The 25,162-nt window shown below is 58.0% G+C and carries 21 protein-coding genes and 3 tRNA genes; 11 read left to right on the top strand and 13 right to left on the bottom strand.

The genetic code is table 11. The features are described 5' to 3' along the window. Positions 1–9 precede the first annotated feature (9 nt). On the bottom strand, positions 10–1,008 hold the full coding sequence (locus QP027_RS08595; protein ID WP_284826992.1) for a malate dehydrogenase: 999 nt from the start codon (positions 1,006–1,008) through the stop codon (positions 10–12). 279 nt (positions 1,009–1,287) lie between these two features. Between QP027_RS08595 and QP027_RS08600 the strand changes: the two genes are divergently transcribed. Beyond that, positions 1,288–2,094 carry a TetR/AcrR family transcriptional regulator gene (locus QP027_RS08600; protein ID WP_284824077.1) on the top strand — a complete coding sequence of 269 codons (807 nt, stop codon included), beginning with the start codon at positions 1,288–1,290 and terminating at the stop codon, positions 2,092–2,094. Between the two features lie 75 nt (positions 2,095–2,169). Here the strand turns inward: QP027_RS08600 and clpX are convergent, their stop codons facing one another. From clpX to QP027_RS08615, 3 genes are all read right to left on the bottom strand, one after another. Then, a complete protein-coding gene (gene clpX / locus QP027_RS08605; protein ID WP_284824078.1) occupies positions 2,170–3,447 on the bottom strand; it encodes an ATP-dependent Clp protease ATP-binding subunit ClpX in 1,278 nt (425 codons plus the stop codon). Between the two features lie 190 nt (positions 3,448–3,637). Beyond that, positions 3,638–4,285, bottom strand: coding sequence for a 3-oxoacid CoA-transferase subunit B (locus QP027_RS08610; RefSeq protein WP_284824080.1), 648 nt, complete (start codon positions 4,283–4,285; stop codon positions 3,638–3,640). Next, positions 4,285–5,028, bottom strand: coding sequence for a CoA transferase subunit A (locus tag QP027_RS08615; RefSeq protein ID WP_284824082.1), 744 nt, complete (start codon positions 5,026–5,028; stop codon positions 4,285–4,287). Before QP027_RS08615 ends, QP027_RS08610 begins: the two co-directional genes overlap by 1 nt. A 116-nt stretch (positions 5,029–5,144) precedes the next feature. On the opposite strand from QP027_RS08615, the gene QP027_RS08620 reads away from it, so the two are divergent. From QP027_RS08620 to QP027_RS08635, 4 genes are all read left to right on the top strand, one after another. Continuing rightward, on the top strand, positions 5,145–5,915 hold the full coding sequence (locus tag QP027_RS08620) for an IclR family transcriptional regulator (protein ID WP_284824084.1): 771 nt from the start codon (positions 5,145–5,147) through the stop codon (positions 5,913–5,915). Positions 5,916–5,925: 10 nt separating this feature from the next. Beyond that, entirely contained in the window at positions 5,926–7,152 is a 1,227-nt protein-coding gene (locus QP027_RS08625) for an acetyl-CoA C-acetyltransferase (protein ID WP_284824086.1), read from the top strand. After that, positions 7,152–7,919 (top strand): 3-oxoadipate enol-lactonase, encoded by a 768-nt coding sequence (gene pcaD / locus QP027_RS08630; protein WP_284824088.1) that lies wholly within the window; start codon positions 7,152–7,154, stop codon positions 7,917–7,919. Before QP027_RS08625 ends, pcaD begins: the two co-directional genes overlap by 1 nt. A gap of 146 nt (positions 7,920–8,065) precedes the next feature. Then, positions 8,066–9,298: a benzoate/H(+) symporter BenE family transporter gene (locus tag QP027_RS08635; protein ID WP_284824089.1), complete on the top strand. Its 1,233-nt coding sequence runs from the start codon at positions 8,066–8,068 to the stop codon at positions 9,296–9,298. A gap of 65 nt (positions 9,299–9,363) precedes the next feature. On the opposite strand, the gene QP027_RS08640 is transcribed toward QP027_RS08635, so the two are convergent. Both QP027_RS08640 and catA read right to left on the bottom strand, forming a co-directional pair. After that, positions 9,364–10,485, bottom strand: coding sequence for a muconate/chloromuconate family cycloisomerase (locus QP027_RS08640; protein WP_284824091.1), 1,122 nt, complete (start codon positions 10,483–10,485; stop codon positions 9,364–9,366). A gap of 86 nt (positions 10,486–10,571) precedes the next feature. Further along, the gene (gene catA, locus QP027_RS08645; protein WP_284824093.1) at positions 10,572–11,441 is read right to left on the bottom strand and encodes a catechol 1,2-dioxygenase; all 870 of its coding nucleotides are present in this window, start codon (positions 11,439–11,441) and stop codon (positions 10,572–10,574) included. Positions 11,442–11,978: 537 nt separating this feature from the next. Between catA and benA the strand changes: the two genes are divergently transcribed. The 5 genes from benA (at position 11,979) to QP027_RS08670 (ending at position 19,171) form a co-directional block, all read left to right on the top strand. Further along, positions 11,979–13,496, top strand: a complete 1,518-nt coding sequence (gene benA / locus QP027_RS08650; RefSeq protein ID WP_284824095.1) for a benzoate 1,2-dioxygenase large subunit — start codon at positions 11,979–11,981, stop codon at positions 13,494–13,496. A gap of 42 nt (positions 13,497–13,538) precedes the next feature. Beyond that, on the top strand, positions 13,539–14,033 hold the full coding sequence (gene benB / locus QP027_RS08655; RefSeq protein ID WP_284824096.1) for a benzoate 1,2-dioxygenase small subunit: 495 nt from the start codon (positions 13,539–13,541) through the stop codon (positions 14,031–14,033). A gap of 104 nt (positions 14,034–14,137) precedes the next feature. Further along, entirely contained in the window at positions 14,138–15,736 is a 1,599-nt protein-coding gene (gene benC, locus QP027_RS08660; RefSeq protein WP_284824097.1) for a benzoate 1,2-dioxygenase electron transfer component BenC, read from the top strand. Next, positions 15,736–16,575 (top strand): 1,6-dihydroxycyclohexa-2,4-diene-1-carboxylate dehydrogenase, encoded by an 840-nt coding sequence (locus QP027_RS08665; RefSeq protein WP_432418587.1) that lies wholly within the window; start codon positions 15,736–15,738, stop codon positions 16,573–16,575. Before benC ends, QP027_RS08665 begins: the two co-directional genes overlap by 1 nt. 22 nt (positions 16,576–16,597) lie before the next feature. After that, on the top strand, positions 16,598–19,171 hold the full coding sequence (locus tag QP027_RS08670) for a helix-turn-helix transcriptional regulator (protein WP_284824099.1): 2,574 nt from the start codon (positions 16,598–16,600) through the stop codon (positions 19,169–19,171). Here the strand turns inward: QP027_RS08670 and catC are convergent. Beyond that, positions 19,168–19,464: a muconolactone Delta-isomerase gene (catC, locus tag QP027_RS08675; RefSeq protein ID WP_284824101.1), complete on the bottom strand. Its 297-nt coding sequence runs from the start codon at positions 19,462–19,464 to the stop codon at positions 19,168–19,170. The genes QP027_RS08670 and catC overlap by 4 nt on opposite strands. A 251-nt stretch (positions 19,465–19,715) precedes the next feature. Here catC and QP027_RS08680 point away from each other — a divergent pair, with 251 nt between their 5' ends. Next, on the top strand, positions 19,716–21,047 hold the full coding sequence (locus QP027_RS08680; protein ID WP_284824103.1) for an MFS transporter: 1,332 nt from the start codon (positions 19,716–19,718) through the stop codon (positions 21,045–21,047). A gap of 433 nt (positions 21,048–21,480) precedes the next feature. Here QP027_RS08680 and QP027_RS08685 read toward each other — a convergent pair whose 3' ends face one another. The 6 genes from QP027_RS08685 to QP027_RS08710 all read right to left on the bottom strand — a co-directional run bounded on the left by QP027_RS08685 (position 21,481) and on the right by QP027_RS08710 (position 25,034). Beyond that, positions 21,481–22,101, bottom strand: coding sequence for an ATP-dependent Clp protease proteolytic subunit (locus QP027_RS08685; RefSeq protein WP_284824104.1), 621 nt, complete (start codon positions 22,099–22,101; stop codon positions 21,481–21,483). Positions 22,102–22,124: 23 nt separating this feature from the next. Beyond that, on the bottom strand, positions 22,125–22,724 hold the full coding sequence (locus QP027_RS08690; protein WP_284824106.1) for an ATP-dependent Clp protease proteolytic subunit: 600 nt from the start codon (positions 22,722–22,724) through the stop codon (positions 22,125–22,127). 157 nt (positions 22,725–22,881) lie between these two features. After that, complete coding sequence (gene tig / locus QP027_RS08695) at positions 22,882–24,261, bottom strand: trigger factor (protein WP_284824108.1); 1,380 nt, start codon at positions 24,259–24,261, stop codon at positions 22,882–22,884. 88 nt (positions 24,262–24,349) lie between these two features. Continuing rightward, positions 24,350–24,423, bottom strand: a tRNA-Pro gene (locus QP027_RS08700). 171 nt (positions 24,424–24,594) lie between these two features. Further along, positions 24,595–24,668 (bottom strand) — tRNA-Pro (locus tag QP027_RS08705). A 291-nt stretch (positions 24,669–24,959) separates the two neighbouring features. Further along, positions 24,960–25,034, bottom strand: a tRNA-Gly gene (locus tag QP027_RS08710). Positions 25,035–25,162: the final 128 nt, after the last annotated feature.

The following is a 25,162-nucleotide window of genomic DNA, read 5'->3' on the forward strand; positions in this document are numbered from 1 at the left end:
CACGGAGGGCTACAGAAGATGAGACACGGCCTCGCGCTCCTCCTGGAGTTCTGCAATATTGGCGTCCATGCGTTCGCGCTGGAAATCGCTAATTTCCAGACCTTCGACGACTTTCCACGTGCCATTCTCGCCCACGACTGGGTAGCCGAAGACCAGCCCCTCAGGCACGCCGTACTCGCCTTCAGAAGGACGAGCAACTGTGGTCCACAAGCCGGCGGTGCCTTGCACCCAGTCACGCATGTGGTCAACTGCCGCGGATGCTGCTGATGCTGCAGACGACTTGCCACGCACCTCAATGATTTCTGCGCCACGCTTTGCAACACGCGGGATGAACTCCTCGGTGTACCAGGCATTGTCTACTTGGTCGATCAGCTTCTTGCCGTGCGCTGCGGCGTAGCTCAAGTCTGGGAACTGAGTTGCCGAGTGGTTACCCCAAACGGTGAGTTGCTCAATATCGCTGGACAAGATATCGAGCTTCTTCGCCAGCATCGACTCTGCACGATTATGGTCCAAGCGCATGAGAGCGTTGAAGCGGTCGCGCGGAACATCGGGTGCGGAGTTCGCGGCGATCATTGCATTGGTATTGGCAGGGTTGCCGACTACAAGCACCCGAATGTCATCGGCTGCGTTGTCATTGATGGACTTACCCTGTGGGCCAAAAATCTTGCCATTGCCCGCCAAGAGATCGGAGCGCTCTTCGCCTTTGCCACGTGGCTTCGCGCCTACGAGAAAGGCTGCGTTAGCTCCGTCGAACGCTACGTCAGGATTATCCGTGACGGTGACCTTGGTCAACAGGTCAAAGGCTGAATCTTCCAACTCCATGGCAACGCCTTCAGCAGTGCGCACGGCACCGGGGATTTCCAGCAAGGTCAGTTCCACTGGGCGATCGGTGCCATAAGCTTCACCTGCAGCAAGGCGCCAGAGCAGGGAGTACGCGATGTTTCCCGCCGCTCCGGTAACCGCAATTTTGACTGGGGATGACGCAGAAGACGACTCGGTAGAAACCATCACGCGATGAACCTCTATTTTCCTGGGCCACGCATGGCCCGCTTGTATTCACAGGACAAAGTTCAATCGTACCGAAAACGAAACTGGAATAACACCCCCGTGCGTGGACCACCACCTCACACCCACACCACCCCCTACCACCCCCTCATCCCTGCGGAAATACCCCATTTCATGTGGGAAAAAGCATAGCCTCCACAATAACGGGTGTACTTGGGGCACGATAGAAGCCAGAACTAATGTCCGAGCGGAAAAGTATGCAGAAAGCGAGTTTGCGGATCGATGTCAACGCCCCACGAAGACGAAACCCCCTCAGTCAAGGCGTATGAATCTACCCCAGCTTCCCCCGCTAACTTTGCCGACTCCAAATTGGTCGAGGTTCCAGAGGAAACAGCCACCCCAGAAGATGTCATTACAATCGCACTGCATCGCTTTGCCATTCAGGGCTTTCAGGAAACCAAGCTTGACGCTATTTCCAAAGAATCAGGCATGTCCAAGCGCATGATTCATTATCATTTTGGAGACAAGCGCGGGCTCTACCACCGCACTCTTGCCACAGCCCTGTCGAACCTTCAGCCGCCGACGGAAGTGCACAATAGGTCCTTTACCGTCCCGGTCGAAGGAGTCCGTCGCTTCGTCGACGCAATGTTCTACCGCATGGTGGAAGAGCCAGAATCACTTCGCCTGGTGCTGCGAGAAAGTCTTGAACCTGTCTTGGATCTGGTGGAGATGTCCGCCATTTCCGACGCCTCAGAGCTAACCCTCCATCTCGAGCGACTGTTGTTGATGGGTCAAGATGTCGGCGCTTTCCGCCCGGGGATTTCCACCCATGACCTGCTCGCACTGATCTTGGCGCTGGGCAGCTACAGAGTGACCGGACACGACCTCACAGTTAACCTCTTCGATATCGATCTTCAGAGCCGCGAGAACACAGAAGGCATGCGGCGTTTTGTCATCGATGCTGTCTTGGCCTTCCTGACCTCAAACATTTCCGATTCGGGCTACTCAAGTTACCTCGTCCAACGAGCACCCACCCCAAGCCCGATCAGCAATGACGAGGTATACGGGTTTGAAAAGGATATCTACTAAGGCACTTTCGCTTAACGACGAAGGCCCGGCGCACTTTCGTGCGCCGGGCTATCGTTTTCTCTGGCTATGCGAGTATTACGCGCTCTTCTTTTCGTCGATAAGCACGTACTCGGGCTCGGCTTCGCCGCGGACTACCGCATCTGAGATGACGACCTCGTCGACATCGTCGCGGTCTGGGAGAGCATACATAATTGGAACCAGCACTTCCTCCATGATCGCCCTCAGACCACGCGCACCTGTGCCTCGTTCGGCGGCCTTATCAGCGATCTGTCCAAGCGCCTCGTCGGTGAAGGTGAGCTGGGCATTGTCCATGGCAAACAGGTGCTCGTACTGCTTAACCAGGGAGTTCTTGGGTTCGGTGAGCACCTTGATTAGGGACTCTCGATCCAAGTTGTCCACGGTGGCAACGATTGGAAGTCGGCCAATGAATTCCGGAATCAAGCCAAACTTGACTAGGTCCTCCGGCTGCACTTGTGCCAAAATGTTTTGCTTTTCGCGCTCGTCAGCAGTTTCGATTTCGGCTCCGAATCCGATCCCCTTCTTGCCCACTCGCTCGGCGACGACCTTTTCCAGGCCTGCGAAGGCACCGGCGACGATGAAAAGAACGTTGGAAGTATCAAACTGGATGAACTCTTGGTTCGGGTGCTTGCGTCCGCCCTGTGGAGGAACAGAAGCTACGGTACCCTCCAAGATCTTCAGCAGCGCCTGCTGTACGCCCTCGCCAGACACATCACGAGTGATGGATGGGTTTTCAGATTTGCGCGAAATCTTGTCCACCTCGTCGACGTAAATGATGCCGCGCTGTGCGCGCGGGACATCGTAGTCGGAGGCTTGCAAGAGCTTAAGCAGGATGTTTTCTACGTCCTCACCCACGTAGCCAGCTTCAGTCAAGCTTGTCGCGTCGGCGATAGCGAAAGGCACATCGAGCATGCGCGCTAGGGTTTGCGCCAAGTAGGTTTTTCCTGAACCGGTAGGGCCAAGCAGCAAGATGTTGGATTTTGCAATCTCAACTTGTTCTTCCCGCTTGGAGCGGGTGCTCTTGGATTCTTCCACGCGGATGCGCTTGTAGTGGTTGTATACCGCTACGGAAAGAGTACGCTTCGCAGCATCCTGGCCGATGACGTACTGGTCCAAGAAAGAGGAGATTTCCGAAGGGCGTGGGAGACGGTTGCCTTCAGTGCGCTCAGCCTCGGCTGCGCCGTGAAGCTCCTCTTCGATGATCTCGTTGCATAGTTCGATGCATTCATCGCAGATGTACACGCCGCCGCCGGCGATCAGCTTCTTTACCTGCTTTTGGCTCTTTCCACAGAAGGAGCACTTGAGCAGGTCTGAGCTATCTTGCGTAACTGCCATGTGTGGATTGACTCTCGCTTTACTCTCTCGGGCGATTGTGCACGGAATAGGTCGCCTTCAGCTTCAGGGTACGTTAATCATCCCTGTGACGGTGGAAAACTATCTCAACCGCCTACTTAAACGACCATTGCAATCGCCTGTGCGACCTAGGTCCTTTCGAGTGTAACGGGTAAGTCAAACTAAGCAGGTATTACGCGACCGAGTCGGCCACAGTAAAAGGAGCCTCGGTGACCTCACGCACGGAATCAACGGTTTCACCGGAGGCAACTTCGACAAGAGTTAGGCCCTTCTTAGAATCCACCTCGAAAACTGCGTAGTTGGTCACGATGAGGTCAACACACTTGGCACCGGTGAGCGGAAGCTTGCACTCGGTAAGAACCTTGGAAGCACCCTTTTTCGTCACGTGGTCCATCATCAGGATGATCTTTTTCGCGCCGTGAACTAGGTCCATCGCGCCACCCATGCCCTTGACCATTTTTCCTGGAATCATCCAGTTGGCCAGGTCTCCGAACTGGGACACTTCCATGGCGCCCAACACTGCAACGTCGATTGCGCGAGAGCGGATCATGCCGAAAGATTCCGACGAGGAGAAGAACGAGCCACCCGGCGCGACGGTAATCGTCTCTTTACCAGCGTTAATCAGTTCAGGATCAACCTCATCATCCTTCGGGTACGCTCCAACGCCGAGGATTCCGTTCTCGGAGTGCAGTACAACCTCAAGATCTTCCGGCAGGAAGCCGGGAATGAGGGTCGGCATGCCGATCCCCAGGTTGACGTACTGTCCGTTCTCTAGTTCTTGGGCAGTACGAGCTGCCATTTCTTCACGTGTCCAGGTCATTACTTGCTCACCGTCCGGTTTTCGATTCCTGTTTCCTGTGGGCCAACCTCAACGACCTTGTCCACATAGATGCCTGGCAGTTCGATCTCGTCGGCCGGGATTTCGTCGACAAGCTCCTCGACCTGCGCGATGGTGACCTTGCCGCATTTTGCTGCGTCTGGGTTGAAGTTCTGTGCGGTCTTAGAGAAGACCAGGTTTCCGTAGCGGTCGCCCTTGTTGGCGTGGACTAGGGCGTAATCAGCGCGGATGCCCTCTTCCATGACATAGACCTCGCCGTTAAACTCGCGAGTTTCCTTTGGCTTGGAGTATTCGGCGATGGTGCCGTCGGAGTTGTATCGGGTGGGGATTCCCCCCTCTGCCAGCTGAGTGCCTACGCCAGCCTTGGTGTAGAACGCCGGGATGCCTGCGCCACCTGCGCGCATGCGCTCCGCAAGGGTGCCCTGCGGGGTGAATTCCACCGCAAGTTCGCCAGAGAGATACTGGCGCGCGTACTCCTTGTTGGAACCGATATAAGACCCGATGGACCGGACAATCTTTTTGTCCTCCAGCAGGAGTCCTAGGCCGAAGCCATCGGTGCCAAGGTTGTTGGAAATAATGGTGAGCTCACTTGCGCCTTGTGCGCGCAGAGCATCAATCAATCGAGCGGGGATGCCAACCAGACCAAATCCGCCAACGGCGATGGACACGCCATTGGGAATGTCGGCCACGGCTGCATCGACGGTGGCAACAGTTTTATCAAGCATGGAAAACACTATACAGGTGTGTGCGATACATGCACAAGGGTTCACAATGCGAACCCCGTCGGGTAGTGTGGACAACGCTAGCTTCTAACCCCAGCACTAACGAAGGAGCGCTACTAGTGACGACATCTCCTCACGTCCAATCACTGAGTCGAGGCTTGGCAGTCATTCGCACCTTTGATAGACAGCACCCCCGACAGACTTTGGCGCAAGTCGCCGAAGCCACCGGGCTTGCGCGTGCTACGGCGCGACGATTCCTTCACACGCTGGTCGCAGAGGGCTACGCAGACACAGACGGCTCTGAATTCTGGCTTACACCTTCAGTCCTCGAGCTGGGCTACGCCTACATGTCCAGCTTGGGCCTTCCCGCGATTGCCCAACCGCACCTAGAAAAGCTTTCGCGCACTATCGACGAATCCTGCTCCCTGTCTCTCCTCGATGGCCACGATGTGGTCTACGTAGGACGAGTCCCGGTACGCAAAATCATGACGGTCAACATCACGATCGGCACCCGCTTTCCGGCCCATGCGGCTTCGATGGGCCGAGTGCTATTGGCCTATTTGCCACCGGCAGAGCTGGATGAGTACTTCGCCACGTCTCGTCGTAAAGCGCTCACCCCGCGCACAATTGTCGACGAAGTTGAGCTCCGTGCGGTCTTTGAGCAAATCCGCAAAGACGGCTGGGCTGTCGTGGACCAAGAGCTGGAACCTGGACTTCGGTCACTTGCAGCACCGGTATTCAATGGCGACAACGAAGTCGTCGCGGCTGTGAACATCTCCACACAGGCCGCGGTCCACGAGCAAGACGAACTATTTGACACCTTCCTGCCCGAACTCTTAGCCACCTGTCGAGCAATCTCCAACGACATCGCAACGACCCATCAGTCTTAGAAAGGACATCATGAACCAGCCAACAGATATCGTTATCTGCCATCCGAAGCGCACCCCGGTCGGACGTTACGGAGGCGCCTTTACAACGGTGTCCGTCCAAGACCTCGCTTCTACGGTTGTCAAAGCCGTAATGCAAGACTCCGGCCTGCGCGCCGAAGACGTTGACGATCTGATTCTTGGCCAGGCCTCACCAAACGGCGCCGCCCCTGCACTCGGCCGCGTGGTTGCTCTCGATGCGGGCCTTGGCCAAACTGTCCCGGGCATGCAGCTGGACCGCCGATGCGGTTCTGGCCTTCAGGCGATTGCTACTGCTGCTGCTCACATCGCTTCTGGTGCCGCCGAACTCATCATCGCCGGTGGTGCAGAATCGATGTCTCGCACGGAATACACCGTTGATGCCGACATTCGCTGGGGCAAAAAGGGTGGCGACATGGTGCTGCACGATCGTCTCGCGGAAGGACGCGAGAAGGCGGGCGGCAAGAATCACCCAATCCCTGGCGGCATGATCGAGACCGCTGAAAACCTCCGACGCGAATACAATATCCCGCGTGATGCTCAGGATGAGCTCTCCTACAACTCGCACAAGCGCGCAGCGGCAGCAACCGATGCGGGCTTCTTTAGCGCAGAGATCGTTCCAGTAGAGGTTCCTCAGCGCAAAGGTGACCCAATTATCGTTGACACCGACGAACACATTCGCCCGGATACCACGATGGAGTCGCTGTCCAAGCTCCGCCCAGTCATGGGACGCCAGGACCAGGAAGCAACCGTGACCGCAGGCAACGCCTCGGGCCAGAACGATGGCGCTGCGGCCATGATTGTGACCACCCGCGCGAAGGCAGAAGAACTTGGTCTCACCCCTGCTGCCCTCTTCCGCGGCTGGGCAGTTGCAGGCGTTGCGCCAGAGACAATGGGCATCGGCCCAGTCGCCGCGACGAAGAAACTATTCGATCGTCTTGACCTAAGCTTTGACGATATCGACCTCATCGAGCTCAACGAGGCTTTCGCTGCCCAAGCCCTCGCCTGCCTGAACGAATGGGGCATTTCGCCTGACGACGAGCGCCTGAATCCTTCCGGCTCCGGCATCTCACTAGGCCACCCAGTCGGCGCTACTGGCGCACGCATGATGGTGACCGCTTCCCACTACATGGCACGCACTGATGCAAAGCGCGCACTGGTCACCATGTGCATCGGTGGCGGCCAGGGCCTTGCAGCAGTGATCGAGAAGGAAGAGAACTAATGACAAACTTAAACTTGGTACAAAAAGGCGAAGAGACCAACGACAAGGTGGTAGTTTTCGTCGGCTCGATCGCTTCTACCACCGAGATGTGGGCACCACAGCTGGACGCTTTGGCAGCGGACTACCGCGTGATTGCCGTTGACCACCGTGGCCATGGTGGTTCTCCGCTGGCCGATGTCGCCGAAGGCGAAGCTTCCATTGCAATGTTCAGCGAGGACATTTTGTCTGCTCTCAGTGACGCTGGCGTTGAAGACTTTGCCGTCGTAGGGCTGTCCTTGGGCGGTGCCGTCGCCCAGTATCTGGCAGCACATTCGCCGCGTGTAACCAAGGCCGTATTCGCCTGCACCGCCGCTTATTTCGGTGGTCCGGAAAAGTGGGAGCCACGCGCCGAGCTCACCCGCGCAGAAGGCATGGCACCGATGGTCGATGCGGTTGTGTCCCTGTGGCTCACAGAGGATTTCCGCGACTCGCACCCTGAGGTCGAGCAAGCGGCCAAAGACATGGTGCTTTCCGTCTCCGGCGACGGCTACGCCCAGTGCTCCGATGCACTGGCAAAGTGGGATTTCCGAGACGAGTTAAGCGCCATCACTTGCCCTGTGTTGACCATCGCCGGCGAGCTGGACGAATCCACGCCGCCTGCAACTGTCGCCGCAATCGCCGAAGGTATCAGCGGACCGAAGCAATCTGTTGTCGTACCGGGTGCCCATGTTCCAACCCTTGAGGCGCCCGAGGAGTTCACTCGGGCGCTGCGCGATTTCCTGCGTTGATTAGATTCGTGTGGGACGCTGCTCTGACCGTCTAAACCGCCACGATCCCTAGCACCGATACTTTATCGGGCGCTAATGTGTCCCACACCACATCCTTTTAAGGTATCGTGCGTAGAACGGTATAGACCTCAACCTGGGAGATTTTGATGAACAACTCGCTCTGGGGGGCTATCGAGCGCCCACGGCATAAGCGACCAACACCCGGCGAAATTATCCGCGATATGGGCCCGCAAGAGATCGGAAACGCGCTCGTCGCCCTGATCTTTTCCGCATCCGGCCCCGTCGCCGTCATTCTCGCCGCGGCTGCAGCAGGCAATCTTTCCCCGGAGCAGACTTCTTCCTGGGTGATGGGTGCGCTTTTGGGAAACGGCTTTGTCACGCTTATCACGAGCTACTTCTACCGCTCGCCTATGGCGTATTACTGGACAATCCCGGGCACAGTTCTCGTCGGTGATGCACTCACCCACTTATCCCTCAACGAGGTCGTGGGTGCATACATGGCTACCGGTCTACTTGTCTTTTTCCTCGGTTGGACGGGTCTGATCGGTCGCATTATGAGTTTGATCCCAGCGACCATCGTGATGGCCATGGTCGCTGGCGTGTTCTTACGGTTTGGTGTTGACCTGATCCAATCGCTTATCGACGACCCCGTTATCGCACTTCCCATGACCGTGGTATTTATTGCCCTTACCATGATCCCGGTGATTGCTCGATGGGTTCCGCCTGTCGCCACGGCCGCGATTCTCGGCACCCTGATCGCAATCGTTTCTGGACAGTTCGCGGGCGATATCACCGAGAACGGCATCATCGCGCAGCCTCATTTTGTTAGCCCGGAATTCTCGTGGGCGGCAATGGTTGAACTTGTCATTCCACTGGCCATCACGGTCGTATTCGTCCAGAACGGCCAAGGTGTCGCGGTTCTTGCGGCGGCGGGCCACAATCAGGGAGTGAATCTCTCTGCCGCAGTTTCCGGGCTCTGGACGATTCCGGTCGGGCTGATCGGGTGTGCTCCTACCTGTCTTACTGGCCCCACGAACGCTCTGATCGTATCCAGCAAAGATCACTCCCGCCATTATGCTTCCGCCATTGCTAACGGCTGGAGCGCGATCGCCGTGGGCCTTGTCGCGCCTGTGTTCGTGGGTTTCATGCTTGCGATGCCAACGTCGTTCATCTCAGCGTTGGCTGGACTGGCTATGCTGGTGCCCCTGCGCAATGCCTTTGTTGCTGGCTTTGCGGGCCCGTTTTCCACCGGTGCGCTGGTGTGCTTTCTAGTCACCATTACAGAGGTAACGTTCCTCGGACTAACATCGCCCTTCTGGGGTTTGGTCTCTGGCGTCATCGTTGGTTTCTTGCTCGACCGAAAAGAGCAGTCCAAGTAGCTGCTGGAAACACCAAGGCCGGCTGGGGCACATACCCCAGCCGGCCTTCTTCCGCATGCCTCGCGTTAGTCGCGTGCGAACGCCTTGACCTTGTCCCAGTCGGGCTCTAGACCAAGACCTGGTCCTTCAGGGAGGCGAACAACGCCATCTTCATAGACCAAATCCTCGGTGGTGTAGGACTCCTTAAGTAGCATCGGACCAAAGAGCTCGGAGCCAAAGGTGATAGCCGGAGTAGCACACGCAAAGTGCAACGACGCCGCGGTACCGAAAGGCCCTTCTAGAGAAGTAGCACCGTGGCAGGCAAGACCAGCGGCCTCGGCGATAGCTGCAGTCTTCTTCGACTCTTGGAGACCACCCAACTTGGTGGTCTTCAGCGCGATCACATCGGCGGCTTGCGCCTTCGCCACAGCCAGAGCGTCTGCTGGGGAGCAGACTGACTCATCCGCCATGACCGGAACGCCGATACGCGTAGTAATCTCGCGCAGAGTGTCGATGTCGTGAGCGGGGGTTGGCTGTTCGAAGAGCTCGACTCCCGCTTCGGCAAGGCGTGGCAGGAAGCGCAGCGCGGTGATGCGATCCCAACGCGCATTGACATCGATGCGCAGCCCCACCTTGCCGTTGAGAGCGTCGGAAAGCTCCGCAATGCGCTTGGTGTCTACATCGGGGTCGCCGGAGCCCATCTTTAGCTTGAAGGACTTGTGTCCGTGGCTTTCGATGCGCTCCTCGATTTCTGCAACCGCTTGATCCAGTGGCAGAACCCCGAGCGCCCACGTCACATCGATGTCATCGCGGAAGCGACCGCCCAAAAGGTCGCGCACTTGGATTCCCAATGCACGAGCCCACGCGTCATGCATCGCAACGTCCACCGCAGCCTTGGCAAAGCGCATATTGGCTACAGAACCTTCGAAGTCATCGAGAATCTTGACCAGCTCGTTAACCTCACGGCCCTTCATAATCGGCGCAAGGTGTCCATCGATGATCACCTTCATGGTTTCTGCGGACTCGCCACCCCACCACGGGCCGCCTGGAACGACACCTTCGCCGTAGCCCTTAACACCACCGTCGAGCACTACCTCGACAAGAAGAATCGGCTGGGCGGTGGCCGTGTAGGTTGCAAACCCGTGCGGACGAATGAGTGGAACATCGAGCAGTGACGTGTTTACTTGAGCAATCGTTAGATCAGACATTCTTTTCTCCTTGCTAGCACTTCAAGCCCCCGCATACACCGTATGGGATGCGGGGGCTTGTTGGTGTGTTCGGTTAAGAACCCAGATTAGTCTTCCTTGTCCAGCTTGAAGCCGTACTCGACTACGTTCTGGCCTTCAGCGTCTGCCTGTGGGTCCAGGATGAGCTCAGGCTTCACAGCGGTTGCGACATCGTTCTCGGTCCACTCGCCGCCCTGGAAGTAGAGCTGGGTGGTGATCTCGCGGTAGCCTGGGTGCTTCACGCGCAGGTGCAGGTGAGCTGGGCGCCATGGGTGGCCACCGTAGGAAGCAATGAACCAGCCGGTTGGGCCGTCGGTTGGGATCTGGTACGGAGCAGGCTGCAGAGTCTTGATCTCGTACTCGCCGTTCTCGTTGGTGCGGATGGTGCCGCGCAGGTTCCACTCTGGGATGCCTGGTGCGAACTGGGAGTAGTAGCCGTCTTCGTCGGCATGCCACAGCTCAACGGTTGCGCCACCAAGTCCGTTGCCGTCAACGTCGGCGACTTGGCCCTTGAAGATCAGTGGAGTTGCTTCGCGATCCTTGTCGCGCATTGGCATCTCGGTCTTCCAAGGCAGCTCTGGTGCGTTCTCAACGTAGTAAGGACCCTCGATAGAGCCCTTGGTGCCGGTGTAGCCCATGCGGTTGTAGTTGATCTGCTCGATCTCGTGCTCAACGAAGACGTCGAGCCACAGTGGCCACTCGCCGTACTCGCCAACCTGGATCATCCAGTTCTTCAGCACGCGGTACTCGTCGTAAGTTACCTCGTGCTTGCGAGCTACCTCACCAATAGCAGCAAGCAGATCGGTGTAGATTGCACCCGCGCGCTCGGTGCTGGTGTCAGACTTGACAGCCTCGTTCTTGAACTTGTCAGTCGCTGCGTTACCGGAGCCCTTTGCGCTTGGGTCACCCTGTTCTGCTGCAAGGTTCTGGAAAGACATACTGTTCTCCTCTTATGTGGGGATGGGGTTTTTACTCGCCTGCCCCGCTTCACGATCTGGGCTGACGGCGTAGTCAAAGTGTGGCCCAAAGCACGTTGGGTATGCAATAGGGGGTAACTCACCGGAATGGGTCCCTACACTCCGAAAACCGCTCCCTGCCCGGAACCGTGCAGCTAGCGCACGGGTCGTTCACAGGGCGAACAAACAAGCCCCTATCCAAGGCTAGGGATATGCCCAATTTTCCGGGGGTACCGCACCAAGAATTGACAGATCCCTTACCCCACCCTCCACTGCCTGCGGAAATAACCACTGAAAACCGCACCCCCTACCCAAGCCTAGGGATTACCCGAATGTGATACAGGTCATTATTAGGCACAATCGACTTATCGCACCACTCAAGTTGACTTGATATGTGGGCGGATCGAAAACGCTAGCCACACGGCCGGTTTAGGTACTTAACCCAAACCTTTTCGAGTAACTCCATCCAGTTTTCCATCCAACTGCTACTAAAGCGCAAAAAGTAAAGGAAGAGCACCTATGACATCCCATACAGCCGATGTTCGCGAAATCTTGTCCCGTGCCCTGGACAATCGCCCGGAAGAAGGAGTTGTGCGCCTTCACCGCGAGATTTTCACCGATGAAGAGCTTTTCGATCTGGAGATGAAATACATCTTCGAAGGTAACTGGATCTTCCTTGCTCACGACTCCCAGATCCCAAATGTTGGCGACTACTTCACTACGAACATCGGTCGCCAGCCAGTCGTGATCACCCGCTCCAAGGATGGCGAGCTCAACTGCCTGATCAACTCTTGTTCACACCGCGGCGCGATGCTCTGTCGCAAAAAGGTAGACAACCGCACCACCTTGACCTGCCCGTTCCACGGCTGGACGTTCTCCAACGATGGTGCGCTATTGAAGGCGAAGGACGAAAAGAACGGCGCATACCCGGAGAACTTCAACACCGACGGCTCCCACAACCTACGTCGCGTTCCAAAGTTCGAGTCCTACCGTGGTTTCCTCTTCGGCTCGCTTAACGACGACGTCGTGCCACTGGATGAGTTCCTCGGCGACACCCGCGCAATCATCGACATGCTAGTAGACCAGTCCCCAGAGGGCCTCGAGGTTCTCAAGGGCGCGTCCACCTACACCTACGACGGCAACTGGAAGCTGCAGGCAGAAAACGGCGCCGACGGTTACCACGTCTCCTCCGTGCACTGGAACTACGCAGCAACCACTTCACGCCGCTCGACCGGCGAGTCCGCCAACGACACCAAAGCGATGGACGCCGGTAAGTGGGGCGAACAGGGTGGCGGCTACTTCTCCTACCCTTACGGCCACCTTCTTCTCTGGTCTGAGTGGGCAAACCCAGAAGACCGCCCAGTATTCGATCGCTTGGAGGAGCTTAAGGAACTGCACGGCGAAGAGCGCGGCAAGTTCATGGTCAGCGCGTCCCGCAACCTGTGCCTCTACCCGAACCTGTACCTCATGGACCAGTTTGGCACCCAAATCCGTCGTTGGGAGCCGGTCTCGGTAGACAAGACCGAAGTCACCATTTACTGCATCGCACCAAAGGGCGAATCTGCTGAAAACCGCGCGCAGCGCATCCGTCAGTACGAGGACTTCTTCAATGCAACCGGCATGGCTACCCCGGATGACCTCGAAGAGTTCCGCTCCTGCCAGAAGACCTACATGGCAACCTCCTTCCCTTGGAATGACATGACGCGCGGCCTGGGCCATCAGGTTGAGGGACCTAATGAGTTGGCAAAGAAGCTCGGTATGAACGAAGTTCTAAGTTCCGGCACCCGCACTGAGGACGAGGGACTCTACCCAATCCAGCACGCCTACTGGGAAGAGGTCATGGAGAAGGCAGTGGACCAGGAAGATGCAGACCTTGCTGGCCAGACCTCGAAGTTTGTGCGTGACGACGAGCGTGCATCCAAGGCAACTGTGGAGTGGGCAAAGGAACGCGCTGCAAAGAAGGCTGAATCGCAGAGCTCCGGTACCGCAGAAGCCGCGTCCGGCGGCCGTCGTGTTCGTCGTAAGCGCAAGCAGTAATTCCCAACCACTTCATTCTGAAATTTCAAGGAGCTTTGCACCATGTCCGAAATCACCCGCGATCAGATCCTCGACTTCCTGTACTACGAAAACCGCCTTCTCGACGACCGCCAGTTTGAAGAGTGGCTAGAGTGCTACCGCCCAGACGCTGAGTACTGGATGCCGGCCTGGGATGTCGATGAGCAGCTGACCCAGGATCCTCAGACCGAGATCTCGCTGATTTACTACCCAACCCGCGCTGGTATGGAAGACCGCATTTTCCGTATCCGCACCGAGCGTTCCTCCGCGACCTCGATCCCGGACCCACGTACGGGCCATAACCTGACCAACCTGGAAATCCTGGAGCGTCGTGGACAGGAAGTCGATGTCCGCTACAACTGGATTTCCTACTACTTCCGCTACAACACCACCGACCACTACTTCGGTACCACCTGGCTCACCATTGATTTTTCTGGTGAGAAGCCACAGATTGCGAAGAAGAAGGTCGTGTTGAAGAACGACTACATCCACCACGTGGTGGATGTCTACATGCTGTAGTCGCCTCGGGTGCCCGGCTCATCCCGGGCACCCTCCTATTTCTTTTAATTCTTAAATCATCCCCGCCCGCGCCTTTCCCGCGTGCCGGTAGAAGGAGTCCCCTCATGGCTGAACCACAAGTTGCCCTCTCTTTTGAAGACGGTGTTACCCGCTTCATTACGATCGAAGAAGATCAGACTATTACTGACGCTGCCTACAAGGCACGAATCAATATCCCATTTGATTGTCGGGACGGCGCTTGTGGCACATGCAAGGCCTTCTGCGAATCCGGCGAGTATGAAGAAGGCGAATACATTGACGACGCCATGACGGAGGACGAAGCAGACGAGGGCTACATCCTTTGCTGCCAGACCTACCCGATTGCCGACATGGTGGTTCAGATCGCAACTACCTCCGCTGCAGCAAAAACAGGCGCTGCTACCCTCATCGGCCATATCACCGAGCTCGACCGTCTTTCCGAGTCCACAGTGCGCTTTGCTGTGAAGCTCGAAGAGCGCGACCAGCTGCACTACCTGCCGGGTCAGTACATGAACGTGGCGCCACCAAACTCTGACTTCCACCGTTCTTACTCTTTCAGCTCCGGCCCAAGCGAAGACATCGTGACCTTCCTGGTGAAGTACACCCCGGGTGGCAAGATGACTCACTACCTCACCGAAGAAGCCAAGGTCGGCGACCGTCTGAACCTGACCGGGCCAATGGGCTCGTTCTTCCTGCGTGAGCCACTTGCACCTATCACCCTGCTCGCAGGCGGTACCGGTCTTGCACCGATCCTCGCGATCCTGGAGAAGCTCGCTGAAACCCCAGACATGGATCAGCCGGTCCGACTCATCTACGGCGCTACTTTCAACCACGACATCGTCGAGGTTGACCGCCTAAACAGCTACAAGGAGCGCATCAAGGACTTCGACTGGTTCTCCGTTGTTTCTGCCGAAGACGAGGAGCACGAGCGCAAGGGCTACGTCACCGACCATATGACCGACGAGCACTTGCACGACGGCGAATCCGACATCTACCTGTGTGGCCCTCCTCCAATGGTCGAGGCTGTGCGCAAGTTCCTCAACGGGTTGGACAACCCGCCAACCAACTTCTACTACGAGAAGTTCACCCCAAGCATCACCCCGGATTCCGAAGCAGCATCGGCCGATGCAGAGGTTGCCGAGACGGGTCAAGAAACCACCACCGTCAGCGTCGTCGAAGACGGCGTGTCCAAGACCGTCACCTCCGACGAGGCTGGCGGCGTCGAAACCGGCCACGTCCTCACCGCCAAGACCGACTCCGCAGCGCAGTTCAATGCGCTCATGGCGCTCGAACTCGGTGTCGTCACCTTGATGATCGAGCTGCTTGACGACGAAGACTACGCCGCGCTGCGCAAACTCGCTGACGAATGTGCACAGCACGTGGGCAACGAGCGCTTTGTTAACGCAACCGCCTACACCGACGCGAACGAAAAGTTCCACAACTACCTCTTCGACCGCTCGGGTAACGATGCCATGAAGCAGGCCTACAACGTGCTCGACGTCGTCGAGGTTATGCACACCCAGCTGGGTGACTCCAGTTTCGTAGCGCCTGGTGTGGTCCAAGACCACTACGATTTTGTCGACGCCCTGGAAGCAAAGGACTTCGCCCAGGTCCGAGAGGTCATTGAGCGCCACCACCGCAGCGCCATCGAGACCGTGCACCGCGCGATCGAGGAGAGCAACTAATGGCCATCGGAGAAATGCCAACTGGCCAGGGCATCGACGGCGCCCCCGAACTCTTTACCCCCAATCGATTTGCTGACCAGGTGGTCCTTATCACCGGGGCGGCGCAAGGCATCGGCCTAGCGGTGGCCAACCGAATCGCGTTCGAAGGCGGCAAACTCTTCCTCGTTGACCGTGCCGAGTTGGTGGGCGAAGTTGCTGACGAAATCGCGCAGCGCTCCGGCGCCGACATCGGCTGGGCCACCGCCGACCTTGAAACTTTCGAGGGTGCAGAAGCCATGGCGCAGGCATGCGAAGACAAGTTCGGACGCATCGACGTTGCCATCAACGTGGTCGGTGGCACCATCTGGGCCAAGCCATTCGAGCACTACGCGCCGGAAGAGATCGAAAAGGAAGTGACGCGCTCGCTTTTCACCACTCTGTGGTCGGTACGCGCTGAGCTCCCCCGCTTGATCGACGCCGAGGGCGGCACCATCGTCAACGTGTCTTCCGTAGCAACGCGTGGGGTCAACCGCGTGCCCTACGCCGCTTCGAAAGGTGGTGTCAATGCTCTGACCTCAGCGCTTGCACTCGAGGCCGCCGAGAAGAACGTGCGTGTCGTCGCCACTGCACCAGGCGGCACGTTGGCTCCTGAGCGCAAGGTCAAGCGCGGCCCGGGCCCCGAAGGCGAGCAGGAAAAGCAGTGGTACCAGGCAATCGTCGACCAGACCATCGACTCAAGCCTGTTCAAGCGTTACGGGACCCTCGACGAGCAGGCCGCCCCGATCGTCTTCCTCGCGTCGAGGGAAGCAAGCTATATCACCGGCAGCGTCCTTCCGGTCGCCGGTGGAGATCAGGGCTAAACGCACTTGGTAGCGTAGCCACATGGTCTATAGCGCAGTTGCCGAGACGCAACGTGTCATCGAGCGCATCGTCGACACGCCTCCCGGATCGGGCACGATCGTCATCGTGTCTGGCCCGGGAGTTGCCGGATTGCTGGACAAAGTCATTCGATCCATCCGCGGTTTTACCATCGTGCGCGCGCAAACGATGCCGTGGCGGACGCAGGTTCAAGGTTGGGTGCGCACTGACATCGAAAAAGAGGTCGGAAGCTTTGACACGCTTGACGACGACACCTCCGCGCACGTTGTAATCGTCGATAATGCGCAATGGGCCGACGAATCCTCGCTGCATGAGCTCGTCGAGCTAGCCCGGAGTACCCGCAAGGGTCGCTTTGTGCTCTTGCTGGCGACGACCTCGACCCCTGCCCTGGAAGCGTATGCGCCGTTGGCGGATCTCTCGGTGACGCTGCCTCCGCTGGGTATCGAGGATATTTCGGCGCTGAGTCTGAAGTATCGCGGGGTGCACCTCACCCCCGATGTAGCACACCGCGTCTTGGAGGTCACAGGCGGACATCTGACGCTGGTCAAAGATATTTTGGATGCCGCTCCGGAGGATCATTGGCGAAGTAACCAGCCCTACCTGCCACTCCCCGCGCACTGGCGGGTGGCCTTTGAAAAGCGCACCCGTGATCTCGAACTGGGCGAGGTACTTCAAGTTGTGAGCCAGTGTTCGGATTTAGAAGTCCTCCAAGAACTCGTAACTAATTCCGCGCACATCTCGGCCGCATTTACCTCTGGGCTCATCCAGGCTGTTCCGGAAGGCAGCAAACGCGTTGTTATCTTTACCAACCCCACGGACTTGGCGGTGATGCGTGCATCTACTCCCCCAGCGCACAAGCGTGACATCCACCGTCGAGCCGCCGCGTGGTATCGTCGCCAAGCAAATGAAACTGGGGCGCTGATCCACGAAGCCTACGCACTGCCTGGGACCTCAGACTCGCTGGCAACGCAGCTGATTCGCCGAGCTCGTGAGGTAAGCGCCGACGGCAACTATCGCCAGGCTTTCAAGCTGTTTCGATTGGCTGCTCGTACCGCGCAGGATTCCCGCATGGTCTCTCATACCGAGCTCAAGGCGATCGAATCCCTTATCGCCGATTCGGATATTCCGCGCGCTCACCAGTACACGTTGCAGCTGCGCACGCAGGGCGCTGATCCACAGATTGACAGTATCCGCGGATACCTCGCTCTGCACGAAGGACGGCGCTACGAGGCGAAGACCCTCATGGAGCGTTCATGGAGCACCATGGAGGCCCGCTCCATAGACGATCATGAATTGCGCGCCGGAGTCGCAAGCCAGCAGGTTTTGCTCTCGCTGTGCGAATGGCAGCCGGAAAAGCTACTGGGCTGGGCGCACACCGTCGGCTCATGGGCATCACAAAGCTCCCCGGCGTATCAAGAGGCCTACTACGTCTCGCTGATCGGCAAGGCGGCCGTGGGCGGCACGATGCCTGAAGGCTCGGCACTGCCGTGGGAGACACCAATCATGGCGCAGCGCCGTCACATGGCCAAGGGCTGGATCTCGCTAGTGCATGACGACGCGACCAGTGCGCTGCAACATTTGACGTCGGTAAGCACTGGCGAGGGCTCGGAACGCATCGCTACTTGGATGGACGCATGGTTGGCGCGCACCCACCTGCTGCTGGGCGATCTTGATCAGGCAACCGCCAGCGTCGAGCGCGGCCTCGCACGCGCCGAACGCTTTGGAATTCAGTTTCTCGAACCGCTTCTATTATGGACGTCCTGCATCGCGGCGAACCTCCGCGGCGACAACGAACTCACCCGGATGTACTCCAGCCGTCTCACCTTGAGCAACGATGTCTTCCCCATCCAACAAATCCCCTCAGCGATGGCGCGCCTGCACCTGGCGATGTCTAAGTCGGATTTCTCCTCGGCGCTACGCGTGGGCCAATACCTGAGCAAACTGGACAAAGAAACCGATACCGGCCAGCCGGGGTTCTGGCCGTGGCGCGATCTGTGGGGCAATGCGCTCGTCCACGCAGGCCGTCTCGACGAAGCCGAAGAGGAAATCTCCAAAGGCTACGAACGCTGCCGCGATTCTCCAGTTGTATCAAGCAAAGCAAAGCTGCACATGACACACGGACGGCTGCTCTTAGCACGGGGTGATGTGGATCGTGGCGTCAAACTCTTCGACGAGGCAGTCGAGATGATCGAGCCGTTGAATCTACCGCTGTACTCTTCGCGCATTTTCTTCGAATACGGCCAGGCGCTTCGTCGTCTAGGCAAACGCAGGCTTGCCGACGACTGCTTCGCCCGCGCTGGCGAACAGTTCGCGATGATGGGGGCGGACTTCCTGGTGGAGCGCTGCAACCGCGAGCGCCGAGCCAGTGGCCTAGGCACGCGTGGCAAAGAAAAAGGCATGCTCACGCCACAGGAGATGGAGATCGCCACCCTGGTTGCGCAAGGCGCGACCAACAAAGAAGCGGCTGCGGAGCTGTTCCTGTCTGCTAAGACGGTGGAGTACCACCTGACCCGGGTGTATCAGAAACTAGCGATCCGCAACCGCTCCGAGCTAGCGCGAGCGCTGACGGAACTCTAGTCCTCCAGCAGGTAGTAGCGCAGTGCGTTTGGGTGCTTAGACAACGGTGTGACCTTGACATCCATGTACTTAAACATCGGGAAGCCCTGGAAGATCGAGTGCAACTCATCGTGATCGTTGCAATCGTAAACGGAGTAGTTGGCGTACTCTCCCACTACGCGCCAGATCGCCTTCATGATGCCACGCTCCTGCAGATCGCCGGAGTATGCCTTTTCCTTCGCTTGGAAATCCGCCATGACCTCTGGGTCCATGTCGTCTGGGAAGTTCACGTCCATACGTGCAAGAAACAGCATTTCAAATCCTCATTGAAGTAGTAGTAGGTACATTGCAGCTCCTCCCACTATTACCCTAAAACCACTCAACTGTGCCCGAGCTCGTGGCTTTGTGAATATTAATGGGTACCTCCCGGTGGCAGTGCGCTAAATTTCAACCACAGAAAATTGAATACTCCGTGAAGCCGAGAGCCCTTGCGCCGAACGGAAGCCTCGCCTGACTTGTTCGCGCGTATTTCCCACTTCCGCACACGCAAAAGGACTTTTTCCGCATGGATATTCGTTCACGCATTGATTCTTCCCCGATGACCGGGTACCAGTGGCTCATCGTCGCACTGGTCACCTTTCTCAATGCCCTCGACGGCTTCGATCTGGTCGCTATGGCGTACTCTGCCAATGCTATCTCCGATCAGTTCGGCATCGGCCCATCCGCCCTTGGCTGGCTACTCTCGTCCGCGCTGATTGGCGTTGGTATTGGCGCACTGTTCCTCGGCCCGGCCGCCGATAGATTCGGCCGCCGGCGCCTGATCTTGATCGCCGTCATTATCGACATCGTCGGGCTTACGATGACCGGCTTGGCGACGGCCTTCCCAACCCTCCTCTTCTGGCGCGTGGTCACCGGCATCGGTGTCGGCGGTATCCTCGCCTGCATCACCGTGGTGACCTCCGAATACTCCAATCGCAAATACCGCGGCCTCGCCATGGCGATCTACGCCTCCGGCTACGGCATCGGAGCCAGCATCTGCGGCGCTTTGGCCGCACGCTTCATCCCGACCATCGGCTGGGAGTGGATCTTCTTCACCGGCGCGATCCTTTCTGCGATCGGCCTGCTCCTGACATTGGTAATCCTGCCTGAATCCGTGGATTACCTATCCAACCGCCGCGACCTCGACTCCGTCCGCCGTGTCTCCCGCCGCATCGGTCATGGCGCCGATGTAGAACTCAACCCCGTCATCGTAGCTGACAAAACCCCGATCCGCGAGCTGGTTTCCGACCGCTTTTGGCCTGTCACCCTCCGCCTCTGGATCGCCTTCTGCTTTGTCAACTTCGGATTCGCATTTGCCAACTCGTGGACCCCGAAGCTGCTCTCCGAGTCCGGCCTGTCTGCCCAACAAGGCATCATCGGCGGCATCATGATCTCCTTTGGCGGCACCATCGGATCCCTCATCTTCGGCGCTCTGACTACCAAGATCCCTGCCCGCAACCTCCTGATCACATTCTCGATCCTCGGCGCAGGTGCCCTCGTCGGATTCATCTACTCCACTTCCCTGCCAGGTGTCATGTTCACCCTCGGTGTCTTGGTCGGCATGCTGCTCAACGGCTGCGTCACCGGCATGTACACCATCACCCCAGCCGCGTACCCATCGCGACTGCGCGCCACCGGCGTCGGCACCGCACTGGCAGTGGGACGCATTGGCGCTGTCCTCGGCCCGCTGATCATCGGCTACCTCGCTGAAGCCGGTTGGACTCCGCAGGCGCTGTACGTGTCGGCCGCCGCTGTCTTCGTTCTCACCGCATTTGCGCTCGCCGGTCTGCGCACCCCAGACACCGAAATCAAGGAAGCATCGCTTGCCGACGACCCAGCCGTCGTCGTACGGCAATAAAACGCACAACCGCTACCGTTTATCGGGTCTGCACCCCAGCGAAACACCGACAAACGGCAACCATTGTCCGGCGGCGCCGCAAAACCACACTGCGGCCTCACACAGCCGCCGGCATCGCTTGCCGACGACCCAGCCGTCGTCGTACGGCAATAAAACGCACAACCGCTACCGTTTATCGGGTCTGCACCCCAGCGAAACACCGACAAACGGCAACCATTGTCCGGTGGCGCCGCAAAACCACACTGCGGCCTCACACAGCCGCCGGCATCGCTTGCCGACGACCCCGCTGTCGTCGTACGGCAATAAAACGCACAACCGCTACCGCTTATCGGGTCTGCACCCCAGCGAAACACCAACAAACGGCAACCATTGTCCGCTCAAACGAAAACCAAAGGCCCCAGGGAGGCAAATCCCTGGGGCCTTGAAGCTTGCTCTATGAATTCAGCTTGCGGTAGTCGAATACCTGATCGATGATGCCGTAGTCGACTGCTTCCTCGGCGGTGAGAATCTTGTCGCGGTCGGTGTCGATGCGGATCTGCTCGGCAGTGCGGCCCGAGTGGCGAGACAGGGTCTCTTCCATGAGGCGGCGCATACGCTCGATCTCCGCGGCCTGGATCTCAAGGTCGGAAACCTGCCCCTGGGTGCCCTGGGTCGCTGGCTGGTGGATCAGGATGCGGGAGTTCGGCAGAGCTGCGCGCTTGCCCGGCGCACCGGCGGCGAGCAGAACGGCAGCGGCGGAGGCAGCCTGACCTAGGCAGACAGTCTGGACGTCGGGGCGGACGTACTGCATGGTGTCGTAGATCGCCATCAGCGAGGTAAAAGAGCCACCTGGGGAATTGATGTACATGGTGATGTCGCGATCTGGGTCCTGGGACTCCAGAACAAGGAGCTGCGCCATGATGTCGTTCGCGGAGGTGTCGTCGACCTGGGTGCCCAGGAAGATGATGCGCTCTTCAAACAGCTTGGAGTACGGGTTGGTTTCCTTGGTTCCATACGAGGACTGCTCGATGAAGCTTGGCAGAACGTAGCGGGAGTTAGGCATTTGGAAAGTCATGTGAAAATCTCCTCTATGAAGTTCTAGTTGCTAATCGGGCGGTCGGCGTGCTCGATGACATGGTCGACGATGCCGTAGTCCTTGGCCTCCTGGGCGGTGAACCAGCGGTCGCGGTCGGAATCCTTGGTGATCTGCTCAAAGGACTGGCCGGTGTGCTCGGCAATCAGCTCAGCCATTTCGCGCTTGGTGGCGGCGAACTGCTCGGCCTGGATGGAGATATCGGCAGCGGTACCACCGATGCCAGCGGAAGGCTGGTGCATCATGATGCGCGCATGTGGTAGAGCGTAGCGCTTGCCCTTGGTGCCGCCGGAGAGCAGGAACTGACCCATGGAAGCCGCCAAGCCCATGCCGTAGGTGCGGATATCGCACGGCGAGTACTTCATGGTGTCGTAAATCGCCATGCCCGCGGTCACGGAGCCGCCTGGGGAGTTAATGTACAGCGAAATGTCGCGGGTTGGATCCTCCGCCGACAGCAGCAGGATTTGGGCGCACAGCTTATTGGCGATTTCATCGTCAACCTGCTGGCCGAGGAAAATAATGCGCTCGCGCAGCAGGCGGTCGTAGACAGAATCGCCCAGGGACATGCCCGCGCCCGGAGAGGTCATCATCGGCTCAGTGCTCATGTAATTAACTCCTTGTAGATTTTCGGATCTAAATCGTTCAATGCCACTACTTTACTTGGGCGACACCCGAAAGTCCCGCCTGTTCGCTACTGGCGTATTCACACAAAAACCCGCCCATCACCAGCACAAATGCTTGGAGGGGCGGGCTTGACGACGACTACTTGTCTGCTGCCTCAGTAGCCTCTGCTGCCTCGGTAGCTTCGGTAGCTTCTTCCTCTTCCTCACCGAAGTACTGGTCTGGGTCAACGGAGTTGCCCTCGTCGTCAGTAACGGTGGTGCGCGAGATCGCTGCTGCGAGCGCCTTGCCACGACGGACGTCAGCGAACAGGTTGGCGATCTGACCGGACTGCTGCAGCTGAGCAACAAACTGGTTTGGATCCATGCCGTAGGACTGCGCGGTGAACAGGATGTGGTCGGTCAGCTCTTGCTGGGACACATCAGGGTTTTCCTGCTCAGCTACTGCATCAAGGAACAACTGGGTACGAACGGACTCTTCAGCCTGCTCGTGGGTCTGCTTGTCAAATTCCTCGCGGGTGGTGCCCTGTGCCTCGAGCAGCTGGGCGAGCGCGTTCTCGTCGTGTGCCATTTGGCCGAGCAGCTGGTGCAGCTGGTTGTGGGCCTGCTCCTCAACGATGGATTCTGGAAGCGCAAACTTGGACTGCTCCAGAGCTGCCTTTAGAACTTCGTCGCGGATGTCTGCAGCCTGCTGAGCCTTCTTGGACTCTTCCAGCTGGGACTTGGTGGACTCACGGAGTTCCTCGACGGTGTCGAATTCGGAAGCCAGCTGCGCGAAGTCGTCGTCAAGCTCAGGTAGCTTGCGCTCCTTGGACTGCTGGACGTGCACCTTGATGGTTGCTTCCTTGCCCTTGTGCTCGCCGTGCTGCATCTCGGCGGTGAATTCGTTGTCTTCGCCGGTCTTCATGCCGCGCAGGGCGGTGTCGAGGCCCTTGATCAGGTCATCGGAGCCGATTTGGTAGGACAGGCCCTCGGTGGAAGCTTCGTCGACCTTTTCGCCGTCGACGGTTGCGTCGAGGTCGATGATGGCGAAGTCGCCGGTCTTCATCTTGCGTGCGGTGTCCTTGAGCTCTCCGAAGCGCTCGCGGAGCTTATCCAGCTCTTCGTCGATGGCCTCTTCGTCGACCTTGATTGCAGGGACCTCGACCTTGATCTTGGAGAAGTCAGGAACCTCGATCTCTGGGCGAACGTCGACCTCGGCGGTGAACTCGACGAACTCGTTGTCCTCGATCTTGGTGATGTCGATCTGTGGCTGGCCGATGACCTTGAGGTCGTTCTCCTGGCACGCTGCCTCGTAGCGAGTTGGCAGCATGTCATTGACGATCTGCTCCAGGATTGGGCCGCGACCGAAGCGCGCGTCGATGAGCTGGCGAGGTGCCTTGCCCTTGCGGAAACCTGGGATGGTGACTTGCTGAGCGATGGTCGCGTAAGCCTGGTCAATTTCCGGACCGAGTTCCTCGAATGGAACGTTGACGGTCAGCTTCGCACGTGTGTCGCTGAGCTTCTCGACGGAAGTCTTCACGAGTAACTCTCCTGGATTAATAGGTGGATAAATAAGTTGATTTAGAAAGCCCACCGAATTTTACTGATCCGTCGGTGGGCCATCTTCGTCGGGGCGACAGGATTTGAACCTGCGACCCTCTGCTCCCAAAGCAGATGCGCTACCAAGCTGCGCCACGCCCCGTGCGCTTTCAAACACGATTGCGTTTCAAAACGTACTCGGATGAGTCTAGCGAACAACAATCCAGGCCCCGACATTTGGGGTGCAATTAGCACATCGCTAGTTTCGTCACGGCGGGAACGGAAATACGAAGAGAGGGCCAGTCTGATTTCACAAACTGGCCCTCTCGGACTGTCGGGGCGACAGGATTTGAACCTGCGACCCTCTGCTCCCAAAGCAGATGCGCTACCAAGCTGCGCCACGCCCCGTCCGTACTGCGTACTTGCCGTTTTACTGGCCCGTACCTTGGGTACTCGAAGTACTTTACCCAACGAATGCCTAGGAACAAATTCGCCCCCATCACCGCAGGTCATCGACAGTGCTGGGGTTTAATGTTTACTGGATGAAGGCGTGCGTTGAAGGCTCCCAAGAAGGGGAATTCGATCCGGGCAATTTGCCCCGGAATCAGGGCGTAGAGGGGCAATTTGCCCCGAGCAAATTCGCCTTTTGCGCTTGACGACGAAAACGCGGCGACCCAGGTGGGCCGCCGCGTATAAATTTGGAGGGAATGACGGGAATCGAACCCGCGTCTTCAGCTTGGAAGGCTGAGGTATTAGCCACTATACGACATTCCCATGCCGCAAACATCATGTTCACGATGCGTTAAAGGAGTCTAGCGCACACTCCCTCAAACTAACAAAACGGAACTAAAACGAGGGCTTCGTCGTTAAGCAGAGTAATAGTCCCCGAACAAAAAGAAGAG

The sequence above is a fragment of the Corynebacterium breve genome (assembly GCF_030252165.1).
Taxonomy (GTDB): Bacteria; Actinomycetota; Actinomycetes; order Mycobacteriales; family Mycobacteriaceae; genus Corynebacterium; species Corynebacterium breve.

What these genes read in the sequence shown, in the direction of transcription:
- QP027_RS08595 (WP_284826992.1), bottom strand. Translation starts at nt 1,008, where the DNA reads ATGGTTTCTACCGAGTCGTCTTCTGCGTCATCCCCAGTCAAAATTGCG.
- QP027_RS08600 (WP_284824077.1), top strand. Translation starts at nt 1,288, where the DNA reads ATGTCAACGCCCCACGAAGACGAAACCCCCTCAGTCAAGGCGTATGAA.
- clpX (WP_284824078.1), bottom strand. Translation starts at nt 3,447, where the DNA reads ATGGCAGTTACGCAAGATAGCTCAGACCTGCTCAAGTGCTCCTTCTGT.
- QP027_RS08610 (WP_284824080.1), bottom strand. Translation starts at nt 4,285, where the DNA reads ATGACCTGGACACGTGAAGAAATGGCAGCTCGTACTGCCCAAGAACTA.
- QP027_RS08615 (WP_284824082.1), bottom strand. Translation starts at nt 5,028, where the DNA reads ATGCTTGATAAAACTGTTGCCACCGTCGATGCAGCCGTGGCCGACATT.
- QP027_RS08625 (WP_284824086.1), top strand. Translation starts at nt 5,926, where the DNA reads ATGAACCAGCCAACAGATATCGTTATCTGCCATCCGAAGCGCACCCCG.
- pcaD (WP_284824088.1), top strand. Translation starts at nt 7,152, where the DNA reads ATGACAAACTTAAACTTGGTACAAAAAGGCGAAGAGACCAACGACAAG.
- QP027_RS08635 (WP_284824089.1), top strand. Translation starts at nt 8,066, where the DNA reads ATGAACAACTCGCTCTGGGGGGCTATCGAGCGCCCACGGCATAAGCGA.
- QP027_RS08640 (WP_284824091.1), bottom strand. Translation starts at nt 10,485, where the DNA reads ATGTCTGATCTAACGATTGCTCAAGTAAACACGTCACTGCTCGATGTT.
- catA (WP_284824093.1), bottom strand. Translation starts at nt 11,441, where the DNA reads ATGTCTTTCCAGAACCTTGCAGCAGAACAGGGTGACCCAAGCGCAAAG.
- benA (WP_284824095.1), top strand. Translation starts at nt 11,979, where the DNA reads ATGACATCCCATACAGCCGATGTTCGCGAAATCTTGTCCCGTGCCCTG.
- benB (WP_284824096.1), top strand. Translation starts at nt 13,539, where the DNA reads ATGTCCGAAATCACCCGCGATCAGATCCTCGACTTCCTGTACTACGAA.
- benC (WP_284824097.1), top strand. Translation starts at nt 14,138, where the DNA reads ATGGCTGAACCACAAGTTGCCCTCTCTTTTGAAGACGGTGTTACCCGC.
- QP027_RS08665 (WP_432418587.1), top strand. Translation starts at nt 15,736, where the DNA reads ATGGCCATCGGAGAAATGCCAACTGGCCAGGGCATCGACGGCGCCCCC.
- QP027_RS08670 (WP_284824099.1), top strand. Translation starts at nt 16,598, where the DNA reads ATGGTCTATAGCGCAGTTGCCGAGACGCAACGTGTCATCGAGCGCATC.
- catC (WP_284824101.1), bottom strand. Translation starts at nt 19,464, where the DNA reads ATGCTGTTTCTTGCACGTATGGACGTGAACTTCCCAGACGACATGGAC.
- QP027_RS08680 (WP_284824103.1), top strand. Translation starts at nt 19,716, where the DNA reads ATGGATATTCGTTCACGCATTGATTCTTCCCCGATGACCGGGTACCAG.
- QP027_RS08685 (WP_284824104.1), bottom strand. Translation starts at nt 22,101, where the DNA reads ATGACTTTCCAAATGCCTAACTCCCGCTACGTTCTGCCAAGCTTCATC.
- QP027_RS08690 (WP_284824106.1), bottom strand. Translation starts at nt 22,724, where the DNA reads ATGAGCACTGAGCCGATGATGACCTCTCCGGGCGCGGGCATGTCCCTG.